This is a genomic window from Variovorax sp. 01N425 (assembly GCF_056399465.1).
The window spans coordinates 36438-56300 of sequence record NZ_JBFTRJ010000008.1 but is presented as its reverse complement, the minus strand read 5'-3'; the positions used below and the strand labels follow the sequence as shown (position 1 = coordinate 56300).

The 19863-nt window shown below is 66.1% G+C and carries 14 protein-coding genes and 1 pseudogene; 3 read left to right on the top strand and 12 right to left on the bottom strand.

All coding sequences use genetic code 11. The annotated features are described in order from the left end of the window. Positions 1 to 61: 61 nt before the first annotated feature. The 9 genes from AC1DSC_RS15760 to AC1DSC_RS15720 form a co-directional block, all read right to left on the bottom strand. Entirely contained in the window at positions 62 to 2971 is a 2910-nt protein-coding gene (locus AC1DSC_RS15760) for a beta strand repeat-containing protein (RefSeq protein ID WP_015865977.1), read from the bottom strand. Positions 2972 to 3113: 142 nt separating this feature from the next. Next, positions 3114 to 3755 (bottom strand): hypothetical protein, encoded by a 642-nt coding sequence (locus AC1DSC_RS15755; protein ID WP_015865978.1) that lies wholly within the window; start codon positions 3753 to 3755, stop codon positions 3114 to 3116. Positions 3756 to 4120: 365 nt separating this feature from the next. After that, positions 4121 to 5011, bottom strand: a complete 891-nt coding sequence (locus AC1DSC_RS15750) for a LysR family transcriptional regulator (RefSeq protein WP_041945804.1) — start codon at positions 5009 to 5011, stop codon at positions 4121 to 4123. A 1079-nt stretch (positions 5012 to 6090) separates the two neighbouring features. After that, complete coding sequence (locus tag AC1DSC_RS15745; RefSeq protein ID WP_015865980.1) at positions 6091 to 7656, bottom strand: ABC transporter substrate-binding protein; 1566 nt, start codon at positions 7654 to 7656, stop codon at positions 6091 to 6093. A 38-nt stretch (positions 7657 to 7694) separates the two neighbouring features. Then, positions 7695 to 9386, bottom strand: coding sequence for an ABC transporter ATP-binding protein (locus tag AC1DSC_RS15740; protein WP_015865981.1), 1692 nt, complete (start codon positions 9384 to 9386; stop codon positions 7695 to 7697). Beyond that, entirely contained in the window at positions 9383 to 10210 is an 828-nt protein-coding gene (locus AC1DSC_RS15735; protein WP_015865982.1) for an ABC transporter permease, read from the bottom strand. Before AC1DSC_RS15735 ends, AC1DSC_RS15740 begins: the two co-directional genes overlap by 4 nt. Continuing rightward, on the bottom strand, positions 10207 to 11151 hold the full coding sequence (locus AC1DSC_RS15730; RefSeq protein ID WP_015865983.1) for an ABC transporter permease: 945 nt from the start codon (positions 11149 to 11151) through the stop codon (positions 10207 to 10209). The genes AC1DSC_RS15735 and AC1DSC_RS15730 overlap by 4 nt, the downstream gene beginning before the upstream one ends. 30 nt (positions 11152 to 11181) lie before the next feature. Then, positions 11182 to 12060: a hydrolase gene (locus tag AC1DSC_RS15725; RefSeq protein WP_015865984.1), complete on the bottom strand. Its 879-nt coding sequence runs from the start codon at positions 12058 to 12060 to the stop codon at positions 11182 to 11184. A gap of 47 nt (positions 12061 to 12107) precedes the next feature. Continuing rightward, positions 12108 to 13241 carry a C45 family autoproteolytic acyltransferase/hydolase gene (locus tag AC1DSC_RS15720; protein ID WP_015865985.1) on the bottom strand — a complete coding sequence of 378 codons (1134 nt, stop codon included), beginning with the start codon at positions 13239 to 13241 and terminating at the stop codon, positions 12108 to 12110. Positions 13242 to 13376: 135 nt separating this feature from the next. Between AC1DSC_RS15720 and AC1DSC_RS15715 the strand changes: the two genes are divergently transcribed. Next, on the top strand, positions 13377 to 14270 hold the full coding sequence (locus tag AC1DSC_RS15715; protein ID WP_015865986.1) for a LysR substrate-binding domain-containing protein: 894 nt from the start codon (positions 13377 to 13379) through the stop codon (positions 14268 to 14270). Between the two features lie 156 nt (positions 14271 to 14426). On the opposite strand, the gene AC1DSC_RS15710 is transcribed toward AC1DSC_RS15715, so the two are convergent. Further along, positions 14427 to 14990 (bottom strand): XRE family transcriptional regulator, encoded by a 564-nt coding sequence (locus AC1DSC_RS15710; protein ID WP_015865987.1) that lies wholly within the window; start codon positions 14988 to 14990, stop codon positions 14427 to 14429. Positions 14991 to 15222: 232 nt separating this feature from the next. On the opposite strand from AC1DSC_RS15710, the gene AC1DSC_RS15705 reads away from it, so the two are divergent. After that, positions 15223 to 15468, top strand: coding sequence for a helix-turn-helix domain-containing protein (locus AC1DSC_RS15705; protein ID WP_015865988.1), 246 nt, complete (start codon positions 15223 to 15225; stop codon positions 15466 to 15468). Positions 15469 to 16288: 820 nt separating this feature from the next. After that, positions 16289 to 16657 (top strand): annotated as a pseudogene (locus tag AC1DSC_RS15700) (SDR family NAD(P)-dependent oxidoreductase); the annotation flags it as partial. A 118-nt stretch (positions 16658 to 16775) separates the two neighbouring features. Here AC1DSC_RS15700 and AC1DSC_RS15695 read toward each other — a convergent pair. After that, the gene (locus tag AC1DSC_RS15695) at positions 16776 to 18113 is read right to left on the bottom strand and encodes an HlyD family type I secretion periplasmic adaptor subunit (protein ID WP_015865990.1); all 1338 of its coding nucleotides are present in this window, start codon (positions 18111 to 18113) and stop codon (positions 16776 to 16778) included. Further along, entirely contained in the window at positions 18110 to 19819 is a 1710-nt protein-coding gene (locus tag AC1DSC_RS15690; RefSeq protein WP_015865991.1) for a type I secretion system permease/ATPase, read from the bottom strand. The genes AC1DSC_RS15695 and AC1DSC_RS15690 overlap by 4 nt, the downstream gene beginning before the upstream one ends. Positions 19820 to 19863: the final 44 nt, after the last annotated feature.

Sequence of the window (19863 nt, the reverse complement as noted above, 5' to 3'; positions counted from 1 at the left end):
AGGCGGTGCCTCGCGTAAAGCCGGCAGGCCCGAAGCGGCCTGCCGGCGACTCAATCGCGCATCACTGGTTGATGCGTACGGCGAAGGTCAAGGTGGCGGTACCGGCCGGCGCCACGGTGTTCGCTGCGCTGCCGCAGCTCACCGCCGTCGCGGTCTGGGCATAGGCCAGCGCCGTGCCGGTCACGCCCGTGGAGACGCACTGGTTGGCTGGCTGCGTCGCACCGGCGAGACCGGTGAATGCAGGCGCCGCGTCGTTGATCGCGATGTTGGTGATGGGCGCAGTGCCTTCGTTGGTCGCGACGACCTGGTACACGATGCACTGGCCGGGCTTCAGCGACAGGGGCGTCGCTGCGAAAGCGGCGTCAGCCGTACCGTCGCAGGCGATGTCGGCGGCCTGCGTCTTGACGACGCGGATCTGGCCGGTGATCACGGTGCTGATGTCGGTGGCCGAAGGCGCGCCGCAGTTCGGTGCCGGATCGGTGAACGTCGCCGTCACGGTGGCCGTGTCGGTCGCGCCGGCGCCGGCGCCGCCCGGTGCGAACACGCGCACCAGCAGCTTCTGCGTTGCGCCTGCCGCCAGCGGACCGGCGATCGGGCCGGTGACGAGCGTGTCGCCCGCATCGATCTGGCCGTCGCCATTGACGTCGAGGTAGATCGCGGTGGTCCAGCCCAACGTCGCATCGCCTGCCGGCACGGTGGCCGTGAGCGTGTAAGCGCCGCAGCTCAAGGAGCCGGTGTTGGTCAGCGTGTGCGCATAGACGACGGTGCCGCCCGGAGCGACCTGGCCGACGTTGTTCGGCGTGAGCGTGGCGCCCAGGGTCTGGGCGGCGACAACGGTCACCGCATCATGCTTGGCGTCGGACACGAGCACGCCGGTCGATGCCACGGCGCTCGATAGCACGCGGAAGTAGATCGGCTGGGCCGTCACCGGCGTCTGGGTCGCGGGAGGCGTCACGCAGGCGTCGACCTGCTGCTGCGCACCGGCAGCCACGGTCACGCTGGTGATCGCAGCGGCGGTACAGGTACCGCCCGCGGCCACGAACTTCACCGTCCAGCCCGCCGGCAGCGTGCCCGGGAAGCTGGTCGATTGGCTGGCCGCCAGCACGTAGGTCTGCGTTGCCGGGCCGGTCGCATCGTTGTTCTTGACGAACAGCGTGAAGATCGTGCCGGTGCCCGCAGGGGTCGCGTTGGTGGTGGTCGGCTGCGGACTCGGGCCAGGGCCCAAGTCACCGCCCGCCACCGAACCCGAGCCGGTACCGGCTGCGCTGTTGGTCAGGTCGACGAGCGAACCGACGACGATGGTGACCTGGTCGAGCGTGGCGTCGATCTTGGTCGCGTCGCCTGCGGAGCGGCCGGTCAGGATCGCGTTGAACGGACCCGAACCCACCGTCGCGCTGGCCGGAACGTTGGCCTGCACCACGATGTTGGCGCTGCCGCCGACCGGGATCGGACCGGTGTCGGGAACGCCGTCGCCGGTGGTGTCGAGCAGCGGCGTCACGCCATCCGCCGCGAACAGCAGGAAGGTCGTGCCCGCCGGGAAGCTTCCGTTGGCAATGCTCAGGTTGATGCTGTCGACGCCGCTGCCGGTGTTGAACACGGTCTGCGGAAACTTGACGCTGCCGCCGGCAACCACCGAGGGCTGCGTGGTCGTGTCCGCCGCCGTGCCATTGGGCGTGCCCGCCACCGTGTCGACCGCCGTTGCCGCGGTCGAGGGGTTGGTACCCACGACGAGGCCGTAGCTGGCGACGACGGTGTAGGCCGCCGGGTTGGTGCTCGAACCCAGGGTGCCGATCGCCGTGGCGGTGGCAGCCGGGGAATCCGTCGGGTTGTACTGGCCCACGTTGGTCGTGGTCGAGGTGCCGACCACTGCGGTGTTGTTCACCAGCACCACGAAGCTGATCGTCTGCGTCACGTTCTGGCCGAGCGAGTTCACGACGGCGTTCAGCGTGCTGCCGGCCACCTGGAAGTCGATGCCGGCCGGATCGCCGCCAGCACCGTCACCCAGCGCCACGCCCGGGGCGCTGCTCCAGACGGCGGAACCCGCGACATAGGTGAAGCCCGATGGCAGCGTGTCCGACAGGGCGAACTTGCCGGGCGCTCCGCCGGTGTTGTTGAAGGTGAGCGTGTAGACCGTGTACTGGCAAGTCGCGCTGGAAGCCAGGCCTGCAGCCCAGGTCGTCGAGCAGGAGGCTGCCGACGAACGCGGGCCTCCGGTGCTCGCGAGCGGCCAGGCCGCGCCGCCGGGGCCGGCCACTGCCGGAACGCCGAGCGACTTGGTGGCGCCGAACGCGGCCACGGTGGTCAGGTTGACCTGGTCCTTGTCGGCCGCCGAGGTGTTCGGCGCCGTGTAGAGCGCCGGCGTGCCCGGGGTGGCCGTGATGGTGGCCGTGTCAAACGGGGTGGTCGGCGTGGTGGCCGTGCCGGGAATCGTGTAGGCCACGACGAACTGGAACGTGCCGTTGTTGCCGGGCACGGTCTGCGCGGGCACGCTGCAGACTGCAGCGGGCGCGGCGGTACACAGCGGGGTGGTGCTGTCGGGCACGCCGTCGCCGTTCGCGTCCGGATAGACCTCGACCTTCGAGAAGGCATCGTTGTCGGCATCCACCGTGATGGTGAAGGTGTCCGAGCCGTTGCCGGTGTTGGTCAAGATGTGCGGCGCGTACACCACCGAGCCTGCAGCGCCCAGCTTGGTGTTGACGACCGTCGTCGTGACCTGGTTGACGGTGTCCAGCGTGAAGGAGCCGACTTGCTGAACCGTGGTCTGAACCAGGTTGGAGGTGGCCAGCTGGGTGGTGCCGGACGAATCCGAATAAGTGGCCGAAGCCTGGTTACCGATGACGGTGTTGGCGGGCGGCGGTGCGGCAGATGCGCTCGAGCTTCCAAACAGGAAGCCCAGAGACAGAACTGCGGCGCCCGCCCATGCGGCTCTCGGCCTCGAGCCGATGCGCCGGGTTGGCAAGGTGGGACTCACGTGGTTTCTCCTCGGTTGTCAAAAAAAAGGAACAAAAAAAGCCCGGCTCATGGATTCCGCGGGCGGAAGACACGGGCCGGGTTGCGCGCAATAGCAAAGGAAAGCAAGGGAACGGAAGCCAGGAGGCGAAACCACCACGACCTCAGCGCGAGGCAGCGCCTGCAGCGGACTGCACCGTCACAGGCGGCGCCTGGGGCGCGGCGGGGGAGGTCTTGGGCTCCGGCGGAACGACGATCTCGACCTTGGCGCGCGCAGTCACGGCGGTCTCGCCGCCGGCGGGCAGCTGGCCGAGCGCCCAGCGCAACGCGCGGTAGTCGCCGTAGGGCACGGGCTCCGTCTTGTTGTTCGCAGCCTTCCGCGTCAGCGGCTCGGCGCCGAAAACGCCATCCTTGGTGGCTGCCTTGACCAATGCGGCACCAGGCTTGGCGCTGCGCGGCAGGTACTCGAGCCCCTCGGGGATCGGCAGATCGGCGACCAGGCCGGAGACCGGCTTGCCGGTTTTGTTGATGTAGGTTGCCCGGTATTCCAGGATGTCGCCCGGCTTGACGGAGGAAGCATCCAGCAGTTGCTCCTTGCCGTCCGCAGCCTTCACCACCTTGAATTGCGTCAGGGTGACCGCAACGGTTTTCTCGGGGGCGAGCGCAGACGGGGTCGCGACAGGCTGTGCCGAGGCCGGCGCAGCCAGGCTGGCCACGGCGATCATTCCGGCGCCAAAGCTTGCAGCCAAAGCAGGCAGCCTGCCTGCCGTGCGGAAAAAAGATTGAGTCAGTTTTTGTATAAGCATGATTGCTCCAGTTCAAAGATCACGGCAATTCGGCACGAATCGCCAGCAGGGTCGCGAATACCTGGAAATAAGTCACAATGCGGCGAAACTTTTTTCCGCGGGCGACTCCAACATGCCTGAGTCCTTCGATCCGCAGAAATGTACGTTCACTTTCACTTGTAACCAACACCGATTTTGCCCGCGGCGGCTACAAAAAACAGGATTCCAATTTTGAAAATGGAGGTTTCAATTTTGGAACTGCCAATGCGTGGAACTGCCTAGGGCAATGCAGGGGCGTGCAGAAGCCCGGCTGCATCGCCGTTAAAAAATGGAACGTGGAGAAACCGCCGGAGTCACGAAGATCTCCGATGCGGCAAAGGCGCAAATCAGGCTTGCTCTAGCGCCTTGGATATGAAGTCAACGAAGGCTCTGATTTTTCGAGTATTGCGCCGCGCGGGCAAATACGTCAGATTCAATTCTTCCGGCATCAGCTCGAACGACGGAAGGACTGCGACCAAAGAGCCGCCCTGAATCTCGGCTTTGGCACAAAGAAGAGGGACCAAGGCGATCCCGCCGGCCGAGCAGGCGAGTCTCAGCAGCAATTCCGGATCGTTGGCCCGGAATACGCGCGCGGCCCTGACGATGTGCTCCCGGTCAAGGCCTGGAACGACCATTTCCATCGCCTGCCGCTCCGGACCACAGGTCAGAAAAAAGTGTCCCGCGAGATCGTCGACCTTCTCGATCGCCGGATGGCGCTCGAGATACCAGGGTGCGGCGCACAGGACAAGGATCTGCCTCTTGATGCGTCTCGCGACGAGATCTTCGCAGCCTTCGAGCCCCACCCGGATGGCCACGTCGGCATCTTCACGAAACAGATCCACGCGACCGGAGTTCACGTCGACAGTGAGTTTGAGCAGGGGATGCGCGGCCATGAAGCCCGACAGGTGCGAGGAGAGCAGTTCGCGGCCGAGATAGCCGGGAACCGAGATCCGCAGTTGGCCTGTCAGGGCTTCGTTGGTGTCGGAGAGCCGCGAGAGCGCCTGGTTCACTGCCTCCAGAACTTCCTTCGCCGTGGAAAGGAACTCGCGCCCTTCCCCGGTGAGACCGAAACGACCTGCCCCCCGGTGCAGGAGCGTGTGGCCGACCAAGGCCTCCAGCCTCTTGAGCTGCCGGGACGCGGATGCCTTGGGCACGCTCAGTGCGTCGGCCGCTTGCGTCAACCCTCCCACTTCGACGGCTTTCACGAACAGCCGCACATCCGACATCAATAAATCCATGATTTTCCGAACCTGAGCGGAACGCCTGCGCTTTCCAGCTTCTCCTCTGGAATGGCGGCGTTTCAGCTCGATAAAAAGCGCTTCTGTGAACGGAGATCTGCAGGCAAGCAATCGCGTCGTGCAGCGCGGAATTCTTTTCCCGCATGCTGTCGATCACGCAATCACCCTGATTTGTCTCCACCACCGAAGTGCCTCCATATCTGCTCGGCACTCATCCAATCTCGCAGGCAATCTATTTATTTATTTGGCCCGCGTTCTGGCATTGTCGCCGTGGAAACGGCGCACTGTTTTTATTCTCAAGCCAGAATTCCGTCATTCTTTTTGTCGACGAACACGAAGGCTTTCGCTAACTTCGCCCCCGCATCGCACTGCTCTGCACCAAAATGGTGTTAATTGACAAATTGAAATCATGCTCAAATCTTAACAAGTGTAACAATGCCACTTCGAAAGGGTTATGAGAACTTTTTGGCATTTCGGCGACCTAGGAGTACATCATTTGCGAGAGTGTTGTTACGCAGTCACACAGCTCCCGCGAGCAGAGGCCGAGATGCGTGAAGTATTTCCGCGGAGCCGTCGCGGTCGGCCAGGCCTGCAGGTACAGCGCGCTCCATACGACCGCCGCGCAAAGTACGTTGCGCCCTTTCTGCCGACGCGGCCCTTCGGGCAGTCGAAGTGCGTACGCCCTCGGGCCAGCCGGTGCGGGCCCTGGGTCATGGCGCTGCGGGAGCGGTCGACCATGCGAAGGCACGGGTCCGTTTCGGCGCCGCCGAGCAGGTCAACGACATTGCTCGACGGGCAGCGGATGCCGAGAGAGTTCGCGTCCTGCCTGGCCAGGTAGGATCTCCAGGTCGCCTCCGCGCCGCGCATGGGCGATGCCGTCCGAGCCGATCGGAAGGACGGCGAGAGATGCGGCGCGCGTGAAGTCTGCCGATGTGCCTTGGACACGGGAGAATCCGATTGGAAGTCAGAAGAACAGGGCTGGCGATTTGCTCGAGGCCATCAGGCTGCGGGCCCGTTCGTTGGTCGTGCGTGCAGCGGCTCCAAGCAGTTCGTCGGGCCGCCCCGACGAAGGTCTTGCTTCAGCCCGCCTTGGCCGCGGCCGACACCCCCCACAGCCGCGGCTTGCCTTCCCATACCGAAAACCCGGCGAGGCGCTTGCGCACGCCCCAGGCGTCGATGCCGTTGAACAGCATGATCATCGGGACCTGCTGGATCATCAATGCGTGGAGCTGGTCGAACAGCGCCTGGCGCTTTGCCCGGTCGGTCTCGGTGAAGCTCTCGTCGAGCAGCTTCAGCGCCTGCGGGTCTTCCCACACCTTGCGCGCCTGCTTGTCCTTCGGCCCGGAGAACTGCTCGTAGCTCAGCGCGGGATCGAGCCGTGACGAATAGCTGAACGAGCTCATCTGGTAGTTCCCGCTGTTGTACCGGTCGAGCTGCGTGGCCCATTCCAGCACTTCGATCTGCGCGTTGATCCCCACCGATTGCATCATCGCCTGCGCCAGCACCGCCACGGTGTAGCTCGGCACATGGGCGCGCTTGTTGGTCTGGATGGTGATCTTCTCGTTCTTGTAGCCGGCCTCGCGCAGCAGCTTCGCGGCCAGGGCGGGGTCGTAATGGAAGCCCTTCTTTTCGGCCGCGCCGTAAAAGGCCGAGCCCTTGTGAATCGCCGAGTTGTTGACCGAACCCAGGCCTTCGGATGCGGCCGCGACGATCTGCTCCATGTCGAGCGAGGCCGCGATCGCCTGACGCAGCTTCACGTTCTTCAGCAGCGGATCGCGCGTCTGGAAGAGCAGCGTGTTCTTCACCGCCTCGGTGGGTGCCTGCACGACGAGGTTGCGATCGGCCTTGAGCTCCTGCGCATCGCTCGATGTGATCTGGCCGGCGTCGATGGCTCCGGACTTGAGGCCGGCCGCGGCGGTGGCCGCGTCGGGCACAACCAGGAAGCGCACCGTGTCCACGAGCGGCGCCTTCAGGCCCACGTAGCCATCGGCCTTGGTGGCGCCCGGCGACGAGGTGTAGCCCTTGAACGCGGTCACCGTGACGTACTCGCCGCGCTTCCATTCGCCGAACTTGAACGGGCCGGTTCCCACGGGCTTGTCCCAGCTGCCGTCGGGCTTGACCGAGCTCGGATGCAGGATGGCCGTCATGCCGCAGTCGGAGCGCGCCAGCGTATCGAGGAACACGGCCGAGGGACGGTTGATCTTCAGCACGAAGGTGGCGTCGTCGGGCGTTGCGGCGTCCACCACCTTGAGGCCGTTGCGCCCGTCGTACTCGCTGAGGCAGCGCCAGTCGGTCTTCGGGTCCATGTAGCGCTTCCAGCTCCAGGCGACTTCGGCCGAGGTGAGCGGCGCGTCGTTGTGGAACTTGACGCCCTTGCGCAGCTTGAAAGTGTAGGTCAGCCCATCCTTGGAGACGTCGACCGATTGCGCGAGCAGCGGTCCCACGCTGCCGTCCTGCCGGTAGCCCACGAGCCCTTCGACCATGTTGAGCACGATGCCGTCGGTGGTGTTGTCGCGATTGACGCCGGGATTGGTGGAACGGATGTCCGCCGGCTGCGCGACCGTCACGGTGGTTTGCGCGAGTGCCGCGGCGCAGGCGAGGCCGGCACCGGCCATGGCTGCCAGACGGAAGAAGGAATGGGGCATGAAGTACTCCTGCAGACAGATTCAAAAAAGGAGGTCGGTCAGGCGAAGGACGGGACGGGGCCCCCCTTGCTGGTTTCGGCCTGGCGTTCGGCCTCCGCGCCGAAGCGCCAGCGCAACCGCACGCCGCCGGCGCCGGTCGGCTCCAGCGCGGGAATCGCAGAGAGCAGCCTGCGCGTGTAGTCCTGCCGCGGCGCGTCGAACACGGTGTCGCGCGCGCCCTGCTCGACGATGCGGCCGTCCTGCATCACGATCACCCGGTCGGCCACCTGCTCGACCACGCCGAGGTCGTGGCTGATGAAGAGGCACGAAAAGCCGTGACGCTTCTGCAGCTCGGCAAACAGCTCGAGCACCTGCGCGCGCACCGTCACGTCGAGCGCCGACACCGGCTCGTCGGCGATCACGAAGGCGGGCCGGCGCACGAGCGCGCGCGCGATGGCCACGCGCTGCCGCTGGCCCCCTGAAAGTTCGTGCGCATGGCGCGGTGCAAAGGCGGTGCCAAGGCCGACTTCATCGAGCACCTCGGCCACGCGCCTTGCCTTCTCGGCGGGCGACATGCCATTGACCAGCCGCAGCCCCTCGCCGACGAGCTGGCCGACCGTCATGCGCGGGTCGAGCGAGGCGTACGGATCCTGGAACACCATCTGGCATTGCAGCCGGTAGTCGAACCAGCCGGCATCCGAGCGCGCGATGGGACGCCCCCGAAAAAGGATCTCGCCGCCGCTCGGTTTCAGCAGGCCGGCAATGCTGCGGCCCAGCGTGGTCTTGCCGGAGCCCGAGCCGCCGACGACGGCCACCACCTCGCGCGGGCGCACCACCAGATCGATGCCGTGCAGCGCACGCTTGGGCGCCCCCTTGGCGAACAGCCGGCGATGGCCGGGATAGTCGACCACGAGGTTGCGCACCTCAACGATGGGCGCTTCGTCCACCACCTGCCGCGCGGGCCGCCGCCGCGGCATGGCCCGCAGCAACTCGCGGGTGTAGGGATGCTTCGGGTGCGCGAGCAGGTCGTCGGTGTTGCCGGTTTCCTTCACTTCGCCGTGCCGCATCACGACCATGCGCTGCGTGAAGCGCGCGACCATCGGCAGATCATGGCTGATCATCAGCACGGCCGTGCGGTGCTCGCGCGTCAGGCCGACCATGAGCTCCAGCACGTCGCGCTGCACCACCGCGTCGAGTGCGGTGGTCGGCTCATCGGCGATCAGCAGCGCCGGCTCCAGCAGCATGACCGAAGCCAGCATCATGCGCTGGCGCATGCCGCCCGAGAACTCATGGGGCCAGGCCGTGCACGCGCCCTGGGGATCGCGGATGCCCACGCGTGCCAGCATGTCGAGGATGCGCGTCTGCCGATCGCCGGCCGAGAGATGGCTGCGGTGCAGCGCAAGCGCTTCGTCCAACTGCTTGCCGATGGTCATCGAGGGGTTCAGCGACGTCATCGGCTCCTGGAACACCATGCCGACGCGGGCGCCGCGCAGCTCGCGCAAGCGCGAAGTTCTGGCAAGCGCCAGGTCCTCGCCATCGAAAAGAATGCGGCCGGCCGTGCGCACCAGCGGCGGCGGCGTCAGGCCCATCAGCGCGCGCGCGGCCTGCGTCTTGCCGCTGCCAGACTCGCCGACGATGCCGACCATCTCGCCCGGCGCGATGTCGAAGGACACCTGGTGCACGATCTCGCGGCCGCCCATGCCGACCGCGAGCGTCAGGCCCTCCACGCTGACCAGGGGAGTTGTCGTCATTGCACACCCTTCATGCGCGGATCGAGCCAGTCGCGCACCGCGTCGCCCAGCAGATTGATGCCGAGCAGCGTCAGCGCGATGCACAGGCCCGGAAGGATGGAAAGGTAGCTGGCCTGCGCCATGAACGGGCGCGCCGACGCCAGCATGTTGCCCCAGGTCGGCGCCGGCGGCGGCACGCCGAGCCCGAGGAACGAGAGCGCGCTTTCGGCCAGGATCACCCAGCCGAACATCGAGGTGGCCAGCACGGTGAGCGGCGCGGTGCAGTTGGGCAGCACGTGGCGCGCCATCGTGTAAAGCTCGGAGTTGCCGAGCACGCGCGACGATTCGATGAACTCCTTCTCGCGCAGCGACAGCACCGTGCCGCGCACGATGCGCGTCACCGAGGGCGTGTAGGCGAGCCCGAGCGCCAGCACGATGCCGTATTGGTTGGCGCCTACCACCGCCAGCAGCCCCAGCGCCAGCAGCAGGCCTGGGAACGCCAGCAGGGCGTTGTTGAAGGCCATCACGATGCGATCGGTCCAGCCGCGCAGGAAGCCCGTCAGCACGCCGACGATGCTGCCTGCCACGATGGAGAAGGTGACGGTCAGTACCGCGATCCACACGCTGGTGGCGGCGCCAGCCATCAGGCGCGACAGCTCGTCACGGCCGAACTCGTCGGTGCCCAGCAGATACCGGCCTCCGGGCAGCTTGAGCCGCGCGCCGAAATTGATGCGCAGCGGATCGTGCGGCGTCCACGCCAGGCTGACGAGCGCCGCCGTGACGATCGCACCGACGATGGCGATGCCGATCAGGGCATTGAGGGGTAGGCGTTTCCTGGCAGTCATTCGACAGTGACGCGAGGGTCGAACAAGGGATAGCAAAGATCGATGACGAGGTTCACCACCACGTAGATCACCGCCACGAACAGCAGGCACCCCTGGATCACCGGGTAGTCGCGCGCGAAGATCGCGTCGACCAGCAGCCGGCCGAGCCCGGGAATGGTGAACACCGTCTCGACGACCGCGATGCCGCCGAGCAGGTTGCCCAGCACCAGGCCGATCAACGTCCAGGTCGGGCCGAACGCGTTCTTGAAGGCATGGCGCACCAGCACCGCGCGCTCCGACAGGCCCTTGGCGCGCGCATGCGTGATGTAGTCGAGCCGCAGCACCTCCAGCGTACTGGCGCGGGCCATGCGCATGAGCACGCCGATCTCGTGCAGGAAAAGCGTGAGCACCGGCAGCGCGAGGTAGAGCAGTCCGTTCTTCCAGTCTTCGGCAATGCCCACGTAGCCCACCACCGGCAGCCAGCCGAGCTGGAGGCCGAACAGCAGCAGCAACAGCAGGCCGAGCCAGAACGTCGGAATCGACACCAGCAGCGTGGCCGAGCCCACCAGCAGCAGGTCGGGCGCGCGGTTGTGCTTCCACGCGGCGATCATGCCGGCGGGCACCGCCACCATCGCGGCCAGCGCCACGGCCACCAGCACGATGCGGCCGCTGACCAGGAAGCGGTCGGCCACGAGCGAGAGCACGTCCTGGCCGCTGTTGATCGAGAGGCCCAGGTCGCCTTTCAGCACGTGGCCGAACCAGATGCCGAACTGCGCCGCCAGCGGGCGGTCGAGCCCCAGGCGGGCGCGCAGGTCGGCGAGGCTGGCGGGCGTGGCCAGGTCGCCGAGCAGCAGCTGCGCGGGGTCGCCTGGAATGAGCCGTATCAGGACGAACACCGACACCGCCACGATGAGCAGCGTGGGAATCGCCATCGCGATGCGGGCCGCGGCGAAGCGGAACATGGGCCTTCTTTCTGGTGTGTGGGGTGGGTGTCAGGCCGCCGAGGCCACGGCGCGCAGGTCGTGCAGCGCCTTTGCGAAGAAGTCTTGCACATGTCCCACGCAGGCCAGCCCGTTGTGCGGCACGTTGTCGAGCAGGTCGAACGCAACCTTCACGCCAGCGGCCTCGAAAGAACGGCGCAGCGCTTCGAGGCGCTCGGGCCGCGTGCGGCCCGTCTCATTGGCGCCCGGCATGAAGAACTTGCCGCCCTCGCGGTGCGTGATCTCCCAGGTCTCGATGTCCGCCTTGCCCGCGACCATGTGCACGGGCAGGCGGCGCAGCGCTTGCAGGTTCATCGGCTTGCCGAAACGGGTCTCGAAGTCCTTCGTGCCGACCCACCAGCCCTGCGCCGGATCGATCAGCGTAACGGAGCCGGGCGCGCCGATCGACGCCGCCCACAAGTGCTCCGGATGCAGCATGGCAAAGCGGTTGACGAACTGCCCGCCGCCCGAGTAGCCGAACAGCGCAAAGCGGCTGAAGTCAGAGGCGAATTTCTCGCCCACCTCGGCCACCATGTCCAGCAGGATCCGGTCGTAGTGGATGTCGGCCTCGACCAGGTGCTTGAAGCCGTCGCGGTTGCCGTCGCCGCGCACGCCGGCCGGAAACAGCGGACACAGCACGATGCAGTCGTTCCACTTGGCGAAGCCGCTGAAGGCCTCGCGGTAGTTGACGAAGGCGCGGCCGGTGCCGTGCACCACCACCACCAGCTGCATCGGCCGCGTGCCGGGCTGGCCGATGTGCTCGGGCACATAGGTGCAGTATGAGAACCGTGCATCGGCCCGCGACGCATAGATGGTGCTCAGGCCCAGGTCGTAGACGGCGCGGGCGCGGCGCTCGGCCAGGCCGGCAGGGACCTCGATGTTCTTTGTCATGAAAGCGTTCTGCGAATGAAGAGAGGAAAAGCGGCGGCAGGCCGCAACTACAGCGTGTACTCCCGGAAGTTGCGCGCCTCGTACGGCTTGCGCGCCACCCACATCACGCGAGCGGCCGCATCCATGAGCGTGGTGGCCACGGTGGCCGAAATGCTGCTGAAATCCGCCGGCTTGGGCGTGCGCAGCACGCCGTCGGGTTTGCCGAATTCGTCGGCCAGTGCCCCCTTCACGTGTGTCCAGTCGATGCGCCCCTCGATGCGGCCGAGCGCGTTTTCCACGCGATGCTGGCGGTAGATGCTGTCGGGCCGCTGCGGCAGGCCGGGGTCGCGCAGCTTCATCAAGGCGGAAGGAGACATCCAGTGGTTGGCATGCACCAGCAGGCCGTTCTCCGGCAAGGTCCAGAAGATCTCGCCGGGCGACGTCTCCAGGCTGATGCCCGAGCCGTCGTTGCCGGTGGACTGCGCCAGGATCATGTTGTTGGCGCAATAGCGCTTCGACACCCAGATGGTCTTCATGGCCTGCGCGAGGTTGGCCGCTTCGAGCACGCGGCGGCGCAGCAGCACCAGCGGCACGCCGGGGCCCCGGCGGAAGTCTTCGTCGCAGGTCAGCGAATTGCCGGTGAGCGAGACGCCGTGGCTGTTGAAGCCATGGCGCGCCAGGGCGCCGGCTTCGGTGAAGGTGAGCATGTCAGGGCCGCTCTCGCCGCGGATGCGCAGCACGATGCCGGTGTCGACGCACTCCTGGCGCCAGTCCCAGTTGTGGGCGTGCATGAGCCGCCCGGTGGCCGAACGCGCCGGCAGCACGACCAGGCCGGTACAGTCGCCGTCTTCGCTCGCTGCCGCGTCCGCCGATGCCGCGGCGTCTTGCTTCATGTCGGCATAGCCGAACAGCATCTCGGTGCGGCAGTTGATCATCACCACGTCCTCGAGCGAGACCCCTGCGCCCTCGGCGATGCCGCGCATCTCCTCGAGGTAGGTGGTGTCGTAGGCCTCGATGATCGGCAGCATCGATCGCGCGAGCTGGCCGATGGTGGCGTCGTCCAAGCCGCGCCGGCCCAGTTGGGCGCGGTAGAGCGCCACGCCTCCGGCCACTCGCTCGGGCACGGCACGGCCGTGCTGCACGCCGCGCGCATATGGCGCACCGGAAACATCGACAAGGGGAAAATATTCAGGAGTGGTCATTGGCTTGCGGTTATCACCACCACACCGCGCAAGAGCAGTAGCGCGAAAGCAGTAGCCACATTGTTTTCCAGGCGCGCAAAAAAATAAATTTGAAAATCATTTAGAGTCGATAAAGAATTTGTTTATCTTTCTGACGTGAGCACCATTCGTTTTCTTCGCACCTTTGTTGCCGCAGCGCGTGGCGGCTCCTTCGCCGCGGCTGCCGAACAGGTGGCGCTGACCCAGGCCGCCGTCGGCCAGCAGATGCGCGCGCTGGAAGCGGAAATGAAGAAGACGCTGTTCGACAAGACAGGCCGCACGATGGTGCTGAGCCCCGCGGGCCACCTGCTCCTGCCGCGCGCCGAAGAGTTGCTCGCGCAATACGAATCGATGCGGCGCGAACTGCAAGACCAGCGGCAGATCGCGGGGACCATCAAGCTCGGTTCGCTCATCTCGGCCATGGGGTTGCTGTCGAGCGCGCTCGCGGTGCTCAAGTCGCTGCACCCGAACCTCGAAGTCGAACTGCGGGTGCGACAGCAATCGCAGCTGATGCAGGACGTGGCCAGCGGCGAGCTCGACGCGGCCGTCGTCGTCGAGCGGCAATGGCCCGACACGCCGGGGCTGCTGTGGACGCCTTGCTATGAAGAGACGCTCACCGTCATCGCCAATTCGGATATCGCCAGGCCCGATACCCACATCACCAGCCTGTTCGCCGTCCATCCCTTCATTCGCTTCGACCGGCGCACGCCGACTGGCGCGCGCATCGACCGCATCCTGCGGCGGCTGCAGCTGGTCCCCAAGGAGTTCCTGGAGCTCAATTCATTGCTCGCCATTGCGGAGTTGGTGCGCAAGAACGTGGGTTTCACCATGGCGCCGCTGCTCAAGAACTTCGACTGGGAAAGCGACCCTGCGCTCTGCGTGCTGCAACTGCCGGGGCGGCCCGTCGCGCGGCGCCTGGGGATGCTCGAAAACGGGAAGCGCAGCCACATCACCGGCGTGGTCCGTGAGGAAATGCTGGCTCACCTGCGTCGCATGAAGCCTGCTAGTTGAGATTTGCACTCGACCCCAAAGAGCGCCACCCACAACGCCCTGGCGTTCGGCATGCCGAACATCGAAGGAATGCATAAAAGACCGGCGCGGCGCAATGAGCGTGCGAGCCATCGAACGATCCGGTGGGGCTCGACCGGATGGGATGGAACATTCGACTCACTCGCGCAGCGTGAAAACCACCGACAGGTACGACACCGGCCCGTTCTGAATGGCTTCGATCCCGTGCAGCGCGGTTGCATCGAACAGCAGCGCGTCCCCCTCCCTCACCTCCACAGTCCTGCCGCCATAGCGGTAGCTGACCTCCCCGGACAGGAAGTACAGGAACTTGAGGCCCGGGTGCTGGAAGGTCACGTAGGGATCGGCACCGGGCAACAGCGTGACCAGATAGGGCTCGACGAACAGGTTGCCCGACAGCAGGTGGCCCAGCAGCTCGTAGCGGTAGTCGGAGACCGCACCGATCCGATCGACGACAACGCCCTGCCTCGCGCGCACATGGCAGAAGTCCGTGCGCCGCGCCTGGTCCCCGAAGAAGCGCGACGCCGGCACCCCTAGACCATTCGCGAGACGCTCCAGGGTCTCCACCGACGGCGAGACCAGACCGCGCTCGATGCGCGAGAGCATCGAGGCCGAAATCCCCGAGGTCTTCGCCAGCGCTCCACCGGATACATCAGCCGCCATGCGCAGCGCCTTCACCTGCGCGCCGATGCGCGCCGCGGACATGCTGCGCACGACGGGTGCGGGCCGCCCCGATCGAACACGGGTGACCGACGCCGGCAGCCGCAGGGGATGAGCAGTTGGTAGTGGAGAGGCTGCGAGTCTGCGCGTCATGCGACAACAAAGCAGCCTCTGCGGACAGGAACCGACCTGGAGGCGACGCTGTACATAGAAGAGGAGGTCAGTATGTGGAAGATCATCCGTGGTTCAATCGTACGCAAGGCGAGAGCATTTGTCCATGCCAATTGCCTCGCCCAAACATGCGCTCGACCCAGCGCTGTTGGCGCTTGGCACCGCCATCAAGGCATTGCGCAAGACACATGGCATTTCACAAGAAGAACTTGCGCATCGCAGCCACGTCGATCGCTCTTACATGAGCAGCATCGAAAGGGGGATGCAAAACCCTGGCGTGATGACCGTTGTACAGATCGCCGCCGGCCTCGGCGTGTCCGTGGCCGAGTTGGCGGCCAAGGCACGACTCTAAGAGCTTAGGTCGCGTTTCTCATTGTCAGTCTCGGAGCGTCGCGCAGGGTGCCAACCGACTGTTCCCCAGAACGGCGGCCGGCAACTTAGGAACCCCAACGAGCCCGACGCCAGAGTAGATCGTCTCGCCAATCTTGAGCACTAACGCCATCGGGCTCAGCGCGTCCTGGTGTACTACTTCATGGCCGTGAATGCATACCGATGGCGCCACGACAGCTGGAAGTGCTCGGCGGTGAAGGCGCTGGCACTGGCCGCCAGTCCCACCGACGTTTGGCTGCGCCGCTGCACCCAATTCGCATATCGGGCACAGAAAGTCACGCTCCTCTTCGGTGTACATCGGGCAGAAAGAAGTTCGGGCGCTCGCTTCATCGCACGGAACAGTCGCTCCGTCTCCCCATGCAGCAGCTTTCACGAGGCCAGCTTCGTCGAACAAACATGGCCAGCACTATGTTGCAGATGAGCGCTCACTCAGCTCGCGATAACAAGCGTCACGCGAATGCCCTGTGAAAGGGAAGACACGGCTGACTGCGCACCACATCTTCCATTCCAAGGGGTCGAGCGCCAGGTGCGTAACGATCTCTGGAAGGGCCGCACACCCGAGCGTTTCCACGATGCAATGGAGTGGCTTTACGGCTGGACCGCCGACAACTGCCTCATGCTGGACTGATGGTCATGGGACTCCGGCATACAGCAGATCGCGAGAAATCACGCCCGGGGATTGGACTTGATTTCTGGACAATCTATCCAGCCAGCGGTGGCTGATCTCCTGCGCAGTGCTACCTAAACTCCCATTTTTGTCATGTTCAACCAAGGAGATCGACATGGCAGATCATTCCATTCAAGGCAAGACCGTCCTCATCGCAGGTGGCGCCAAGAACCTCGGCGGGCTGATTGCGCTCGACTTGGCCAAGCAAGGGCCCAAGGCCGTCGCCGTCCACTACAACAGCGCAGTCAGCAAGGGCGAAGCCGACAAGACTGTGGCGGCCATCGAAAAGGCAGGCGCCAAGGCCGTGGCCCTGCAGGCCAACTTGACGACGGCCGCCGCGGTGGAGAAGCTGTTCGCCGACACGATGGCCGCCGTCGGAAGACCGGACATCGCCATCAACACCGTGGGCAAGGTGCTCAAGAAGCCGATGACCGAGATCAGCGAGGCCGAGTACGACGAGATGACGGCGGTCAACTCCAAGACCCGCATCGCATCCCGTGCTTCGGTGCCCAAACCCCGGTCCGCCAAGCCCATGTCGACCATGAGATTCCGGTCCAACCAGGTCGCGCCCAAGGCGCGCACCTGCTGCTCAACAGGGTGCGTCAGCGCTCGCGGGCAGCATGGCGCAACACCTGGGTGATCGGCTCCACCAGGTACTGGAGGGCTGTGCGCTCCTCCCCCTGCAGATAGATCTCGGCGGGCATGCCGGCGAGCAGCTTCAGGTCTCCCGCAGTCGCGAGCGAAGCCGGATCGGCCTCGACCAGCACCGAGTAGTAGGGCGCATTGGTCGCACGGTCGATCAGGCGGTCACCCGATACGTAAACCACCTTGCCGTGCACCAGTTGCGTGGTACGGTATTTGAATGCCGTGAAGCGGATGTCGGCCGCCTGCCCGCGCTGAACGCGGCCGATGTCCTCGGGACGCACGCGCGCGTCGGTCATCAGTCGGCTGTCGTCCGGCACGACATCGGCGATGGTCTCGCGCGGCGGGATCACTGCGCCAGGCGTCGAATACTTCAGATCGATGATCTCGCCGCTGGCTGGCGCCGTGATCACCTGACGCGCCGAGGCGTCGGTCGACTTGCGCCGCTCCTGCTCGATCTCGGCCAGCCGGGCTGCCGTGACCTTGAGCTGGTCGCTCGCCTGCTGGCGGTAGTCGCTCTCCAGCGAGCGGATGCGCAGGTCGGCATCGACCGTGCGCTGCTCGGCACGTGCCAGCTCCGCGCGCCGCTCCTCGATCTTCACGCCGTAGTCGGCCACGGTGCCTTCGAACTGCGCGATGCGCGCGGCCGAGACGAAGCCGTCCTTGAGCAGCTTGCGGTTGGTCTCCAGATCGCTCTTCTGAAACTTCATCGACTCGCTCGCCTGCGCGATCTGGGCGCGCAGCGCGACGATTTCCTCGGCCACCTTCTCGCGCTGCGAGCGCAGCAGGCGCACCTGCCCCACCAGCGCGTCGCGCCGCGCCTCGAACAATGCGCGCTCCTTGTCCAACTGCGCCGCCAGGCGCGGATCCGCGACCGCGGTCTCGACCACGTCGGGAGGGAAAGCGATCGCGCGCGCCATGGTCTGCTCCGCGTCCAGCCGCGCGAGGCTGGCGCGCTCGGTCTTGACGCGGTGGTCCAGCCTGTTGCGGTCGGCATCGACCGAGACATCACCCAGCACCAGCAAGGGCTCTCCCTTCCGCACATGCTGGCCGTCGCGCACCAGGACCTCGCGCACGATGCCGCCTTCGGCATGCTGTACCGGCCGCCGGTTCAGGTCCACCTTGACATAGGCCTGCGCCACGACGGCCGAAGACAGCGGCGCAAAGCCCAGCCATGCAGCGGCCGGCAACAGTCCGCAGACCAGCATGGCCAGGCCCCAGTGCGTCAGGCGGCGCGCTTCGCGCACATGGAGCGCCAGGGGGTCGTTGGCCGCGATGGCATGCGCGGTGTAGTTCATGACACCTTCTCCGCAGGGCGCGGCATCATTACCACCTGCGCCCCGCCCGTGTTCTGGCCGTTCCGCTTGATCGACTGCATGACCTCCGCCACCGGTCCGTACTGCTTGACGCGTCCGGCCTCCAGCACCAGCAGCTTGTCCATGTGCTGCACCAGTGCGCTGCGGTGCGTGACGACAATCACCGTGATCTGCCCGCGCAGCGCCTTCAAGGCCTCGCCCAGCGCCAGTTCGCCCGCCCCATCCAGGTTGGAGTTGGGCTCGTCCAGCACCAGCAGCTTGGGGTTGCCGTAGAGCGCGCGGGCCAGCGCGATGCGCTGGCGCTGGCCCGGCGACAGCATCACGCCCATGTGGTCGACGACGGTGTCGTAGCCCTCGGGCAGCGTCAGGATCAGCGCATGCACGCCGGCGCGCTGCGCCGCTTGCACCACCTTGTCCGGGTCGACCTCGCCCAGCCGAGCGATGTTGTCGGCAACAGTGCCGGCGAACAACTCGACATCCTGCGGCACATAGCCGAGCCAGGGGCCGAGTTCTTCGCGCGGCCATTGTGCAAGGTCGACATCGTCCAGACGCACGACACCGGCATGGGGCCCCCACAGACCAGTCAACAGGCGCACCAGGGTCGACTTGCCGGCACCGCTGGGGCCGGTGATGGCCAGCGACTCGCCGGGCTCCAGGCTCAGCGAGACGCCGGCGAGAATCATCCGCTCGCCCTGCGACGACCGGAACACGAGGCCCTCCACGTGCAGGCGGCCGCTCGGCGCCGGCAGCGCCATGCGTGGCGGCTGGCGCTCGGCGGCGCCCAGGACCTCGGACAGGCGCGCGAAGGCCAGGCGCCCCTCGGCCAGCACGCGCCAACTTCCCACCACCTGCTCGACCGGCCCCAGCGCCCGGCCGAGCAGGATGGTGCAGGCCACCAGGATGCCCGGCGTGCCTTCGCCCGTGATGACGAGGTAGGCGCCCAGTGCCTGCAACAGGACCTGCACCGTCTGGCGCGTGGTGCGCGTGAGCGCGGCCATCGCCACCGACTTGCGCGCGGTCGGGCCCTGCAACGCGGCGACGCCGGCGTTGAGGTTCCGCCAGCGCCCGATCACCGCCTCCCCCATTCCGAGCGACTGCGCCAGTTCTGCGTTCTGCATCGAGGATTCGAGGTAGCGCGTGGCCCTGGCGGCTTCCTTCTGCAGGGCTTCGATATCGCGGCGCGTGATGCGGTCGTTCACCACGGCAAGCACAAGCATCAGCACCGACGCGGCCGCCGCAGCCATGCCGAGCATCGGATGCGCCAGCCAGATGACCGCGACATAGACGAATGCCCATGGCACATCGAACAGGGCCAGCAGCCCCTGGGAGGAAAACAGGTTGCGCAGCGCCGCGACGTCGCGCAAGCCTTCGCAGGGCGCGCGCTCGGCGCGGCGCGCCGTGCGCACCAGCACGGCCTTGGCCACCACCGGGGACAGCTGATCGGCGATCAGGTTCCCCGCGACGCCCTGCAGCCGGCTGCGCAGGTAGTCCAGCACCAGCATCAGGCCGAGCGCCACGCCAACGCCAAGCAACAGCATCAGCAGCGTCTCCCGGCTCTGGCTCGTCAGCACGCGGTCGAAGACCTGCAGCATGAAGAGCGCGGGGGCGAGCAGCAGCAGGTTCACGAAGAACGAGAAGCCCGCGACAAAAAGAAGCGGTCGCTCGAGAAGCTGGAAAAGAGGCTTCATGTCGATTTCTCTCGTGTGCCGCCACCCGCATCCGCGCGCGACAA

Coding starts and splice junctions, on each gene's coding strand:
- AC1DSC_RS15755 (WP_015865978.1), bottom strand. CDS start 3,755: ATGCTTATACAAAAACTGACTCAATCTTTTTTCCGCACGGCAGGCAGG.
- AC1DSC_RS15750 (WP_041945804.1), bottom strand. CDS start 5,011: ATGGATTTATTGATGTCGGATGTGCGGCTGTTCGTGAAAGCCGTCGAA.
- AC1DSC_RS15745 (WP_015865980.1), bottom strand. CDS start 7,656: ATGCCCCATTCCTTCTTCCGTCTGGCAGCCATGGCCGGTGCCGGCCTC.
- AC1DSC_RS15740 (WP_015865981.1), bottom strand. CDS start 9,386: ATGACGACAACTCCCCTGGTCAGCGTGGAGGGCCTGACGCTCGCGGTC.
- AC1DSC_RS15735 (WP_015865982.1), bottom strand. CDS start 10,210: ATGACTGCCAGGAAACGCCTACCCCTCAATGCCCTGATCGGCATCGCC.
- AC1DSC_RS15730 (WP_015865983.1), bottom strand. CDS start 11,151: ATGTTCCGCTTCGCCGCGGCCCGCATCGCGATGGCGATTCCCACGCTG.
- AC1DSC_RS15725 (WP_015865984.1), bottom strand. CDS start 12,060: ATGACAAAGAACATCGAGGTCCCTGCCGGCCTGGCCGAGCGCCGCGCC.
- AC1DSC_RS15720 (WP_015865985.1), bottom strand. CDS start 13,241: ATGACCACTCCTGAATATTTTCCCCTTGTCGATGTTTCCGGTGCGCCA.
- AC1DSC_RS15710 (WP_015865987.1), bottom strand. CDS start 14,990: ATGTCCGCGGCGCGCATCGGCGCGCAGGTGAAGGCGCTGCGCATGGCG.
- AC1DSC_RS15705 (WP_015865988.1), top strand. CDS start 15,223: ATGCCAATTGCCTCGCCCAAACATGCGCTCGACCCAGCGCTGTTGGCG.
- AC1DSC_RS15695 (WP_015865990.1), bottom strand. CDS start 18,113: ATGAACTACACCGCGCATGCCATCGCGGCCAACGACCCCCTGGCGCTC.
- AC1DSC_RS15690 (WP_015865991.1), bottom strand. CDS start 19,819: ATGAAGCCTCTTTTCCAGCTTCTCGAGCGACCGCTTCTTTTTGTCGCG.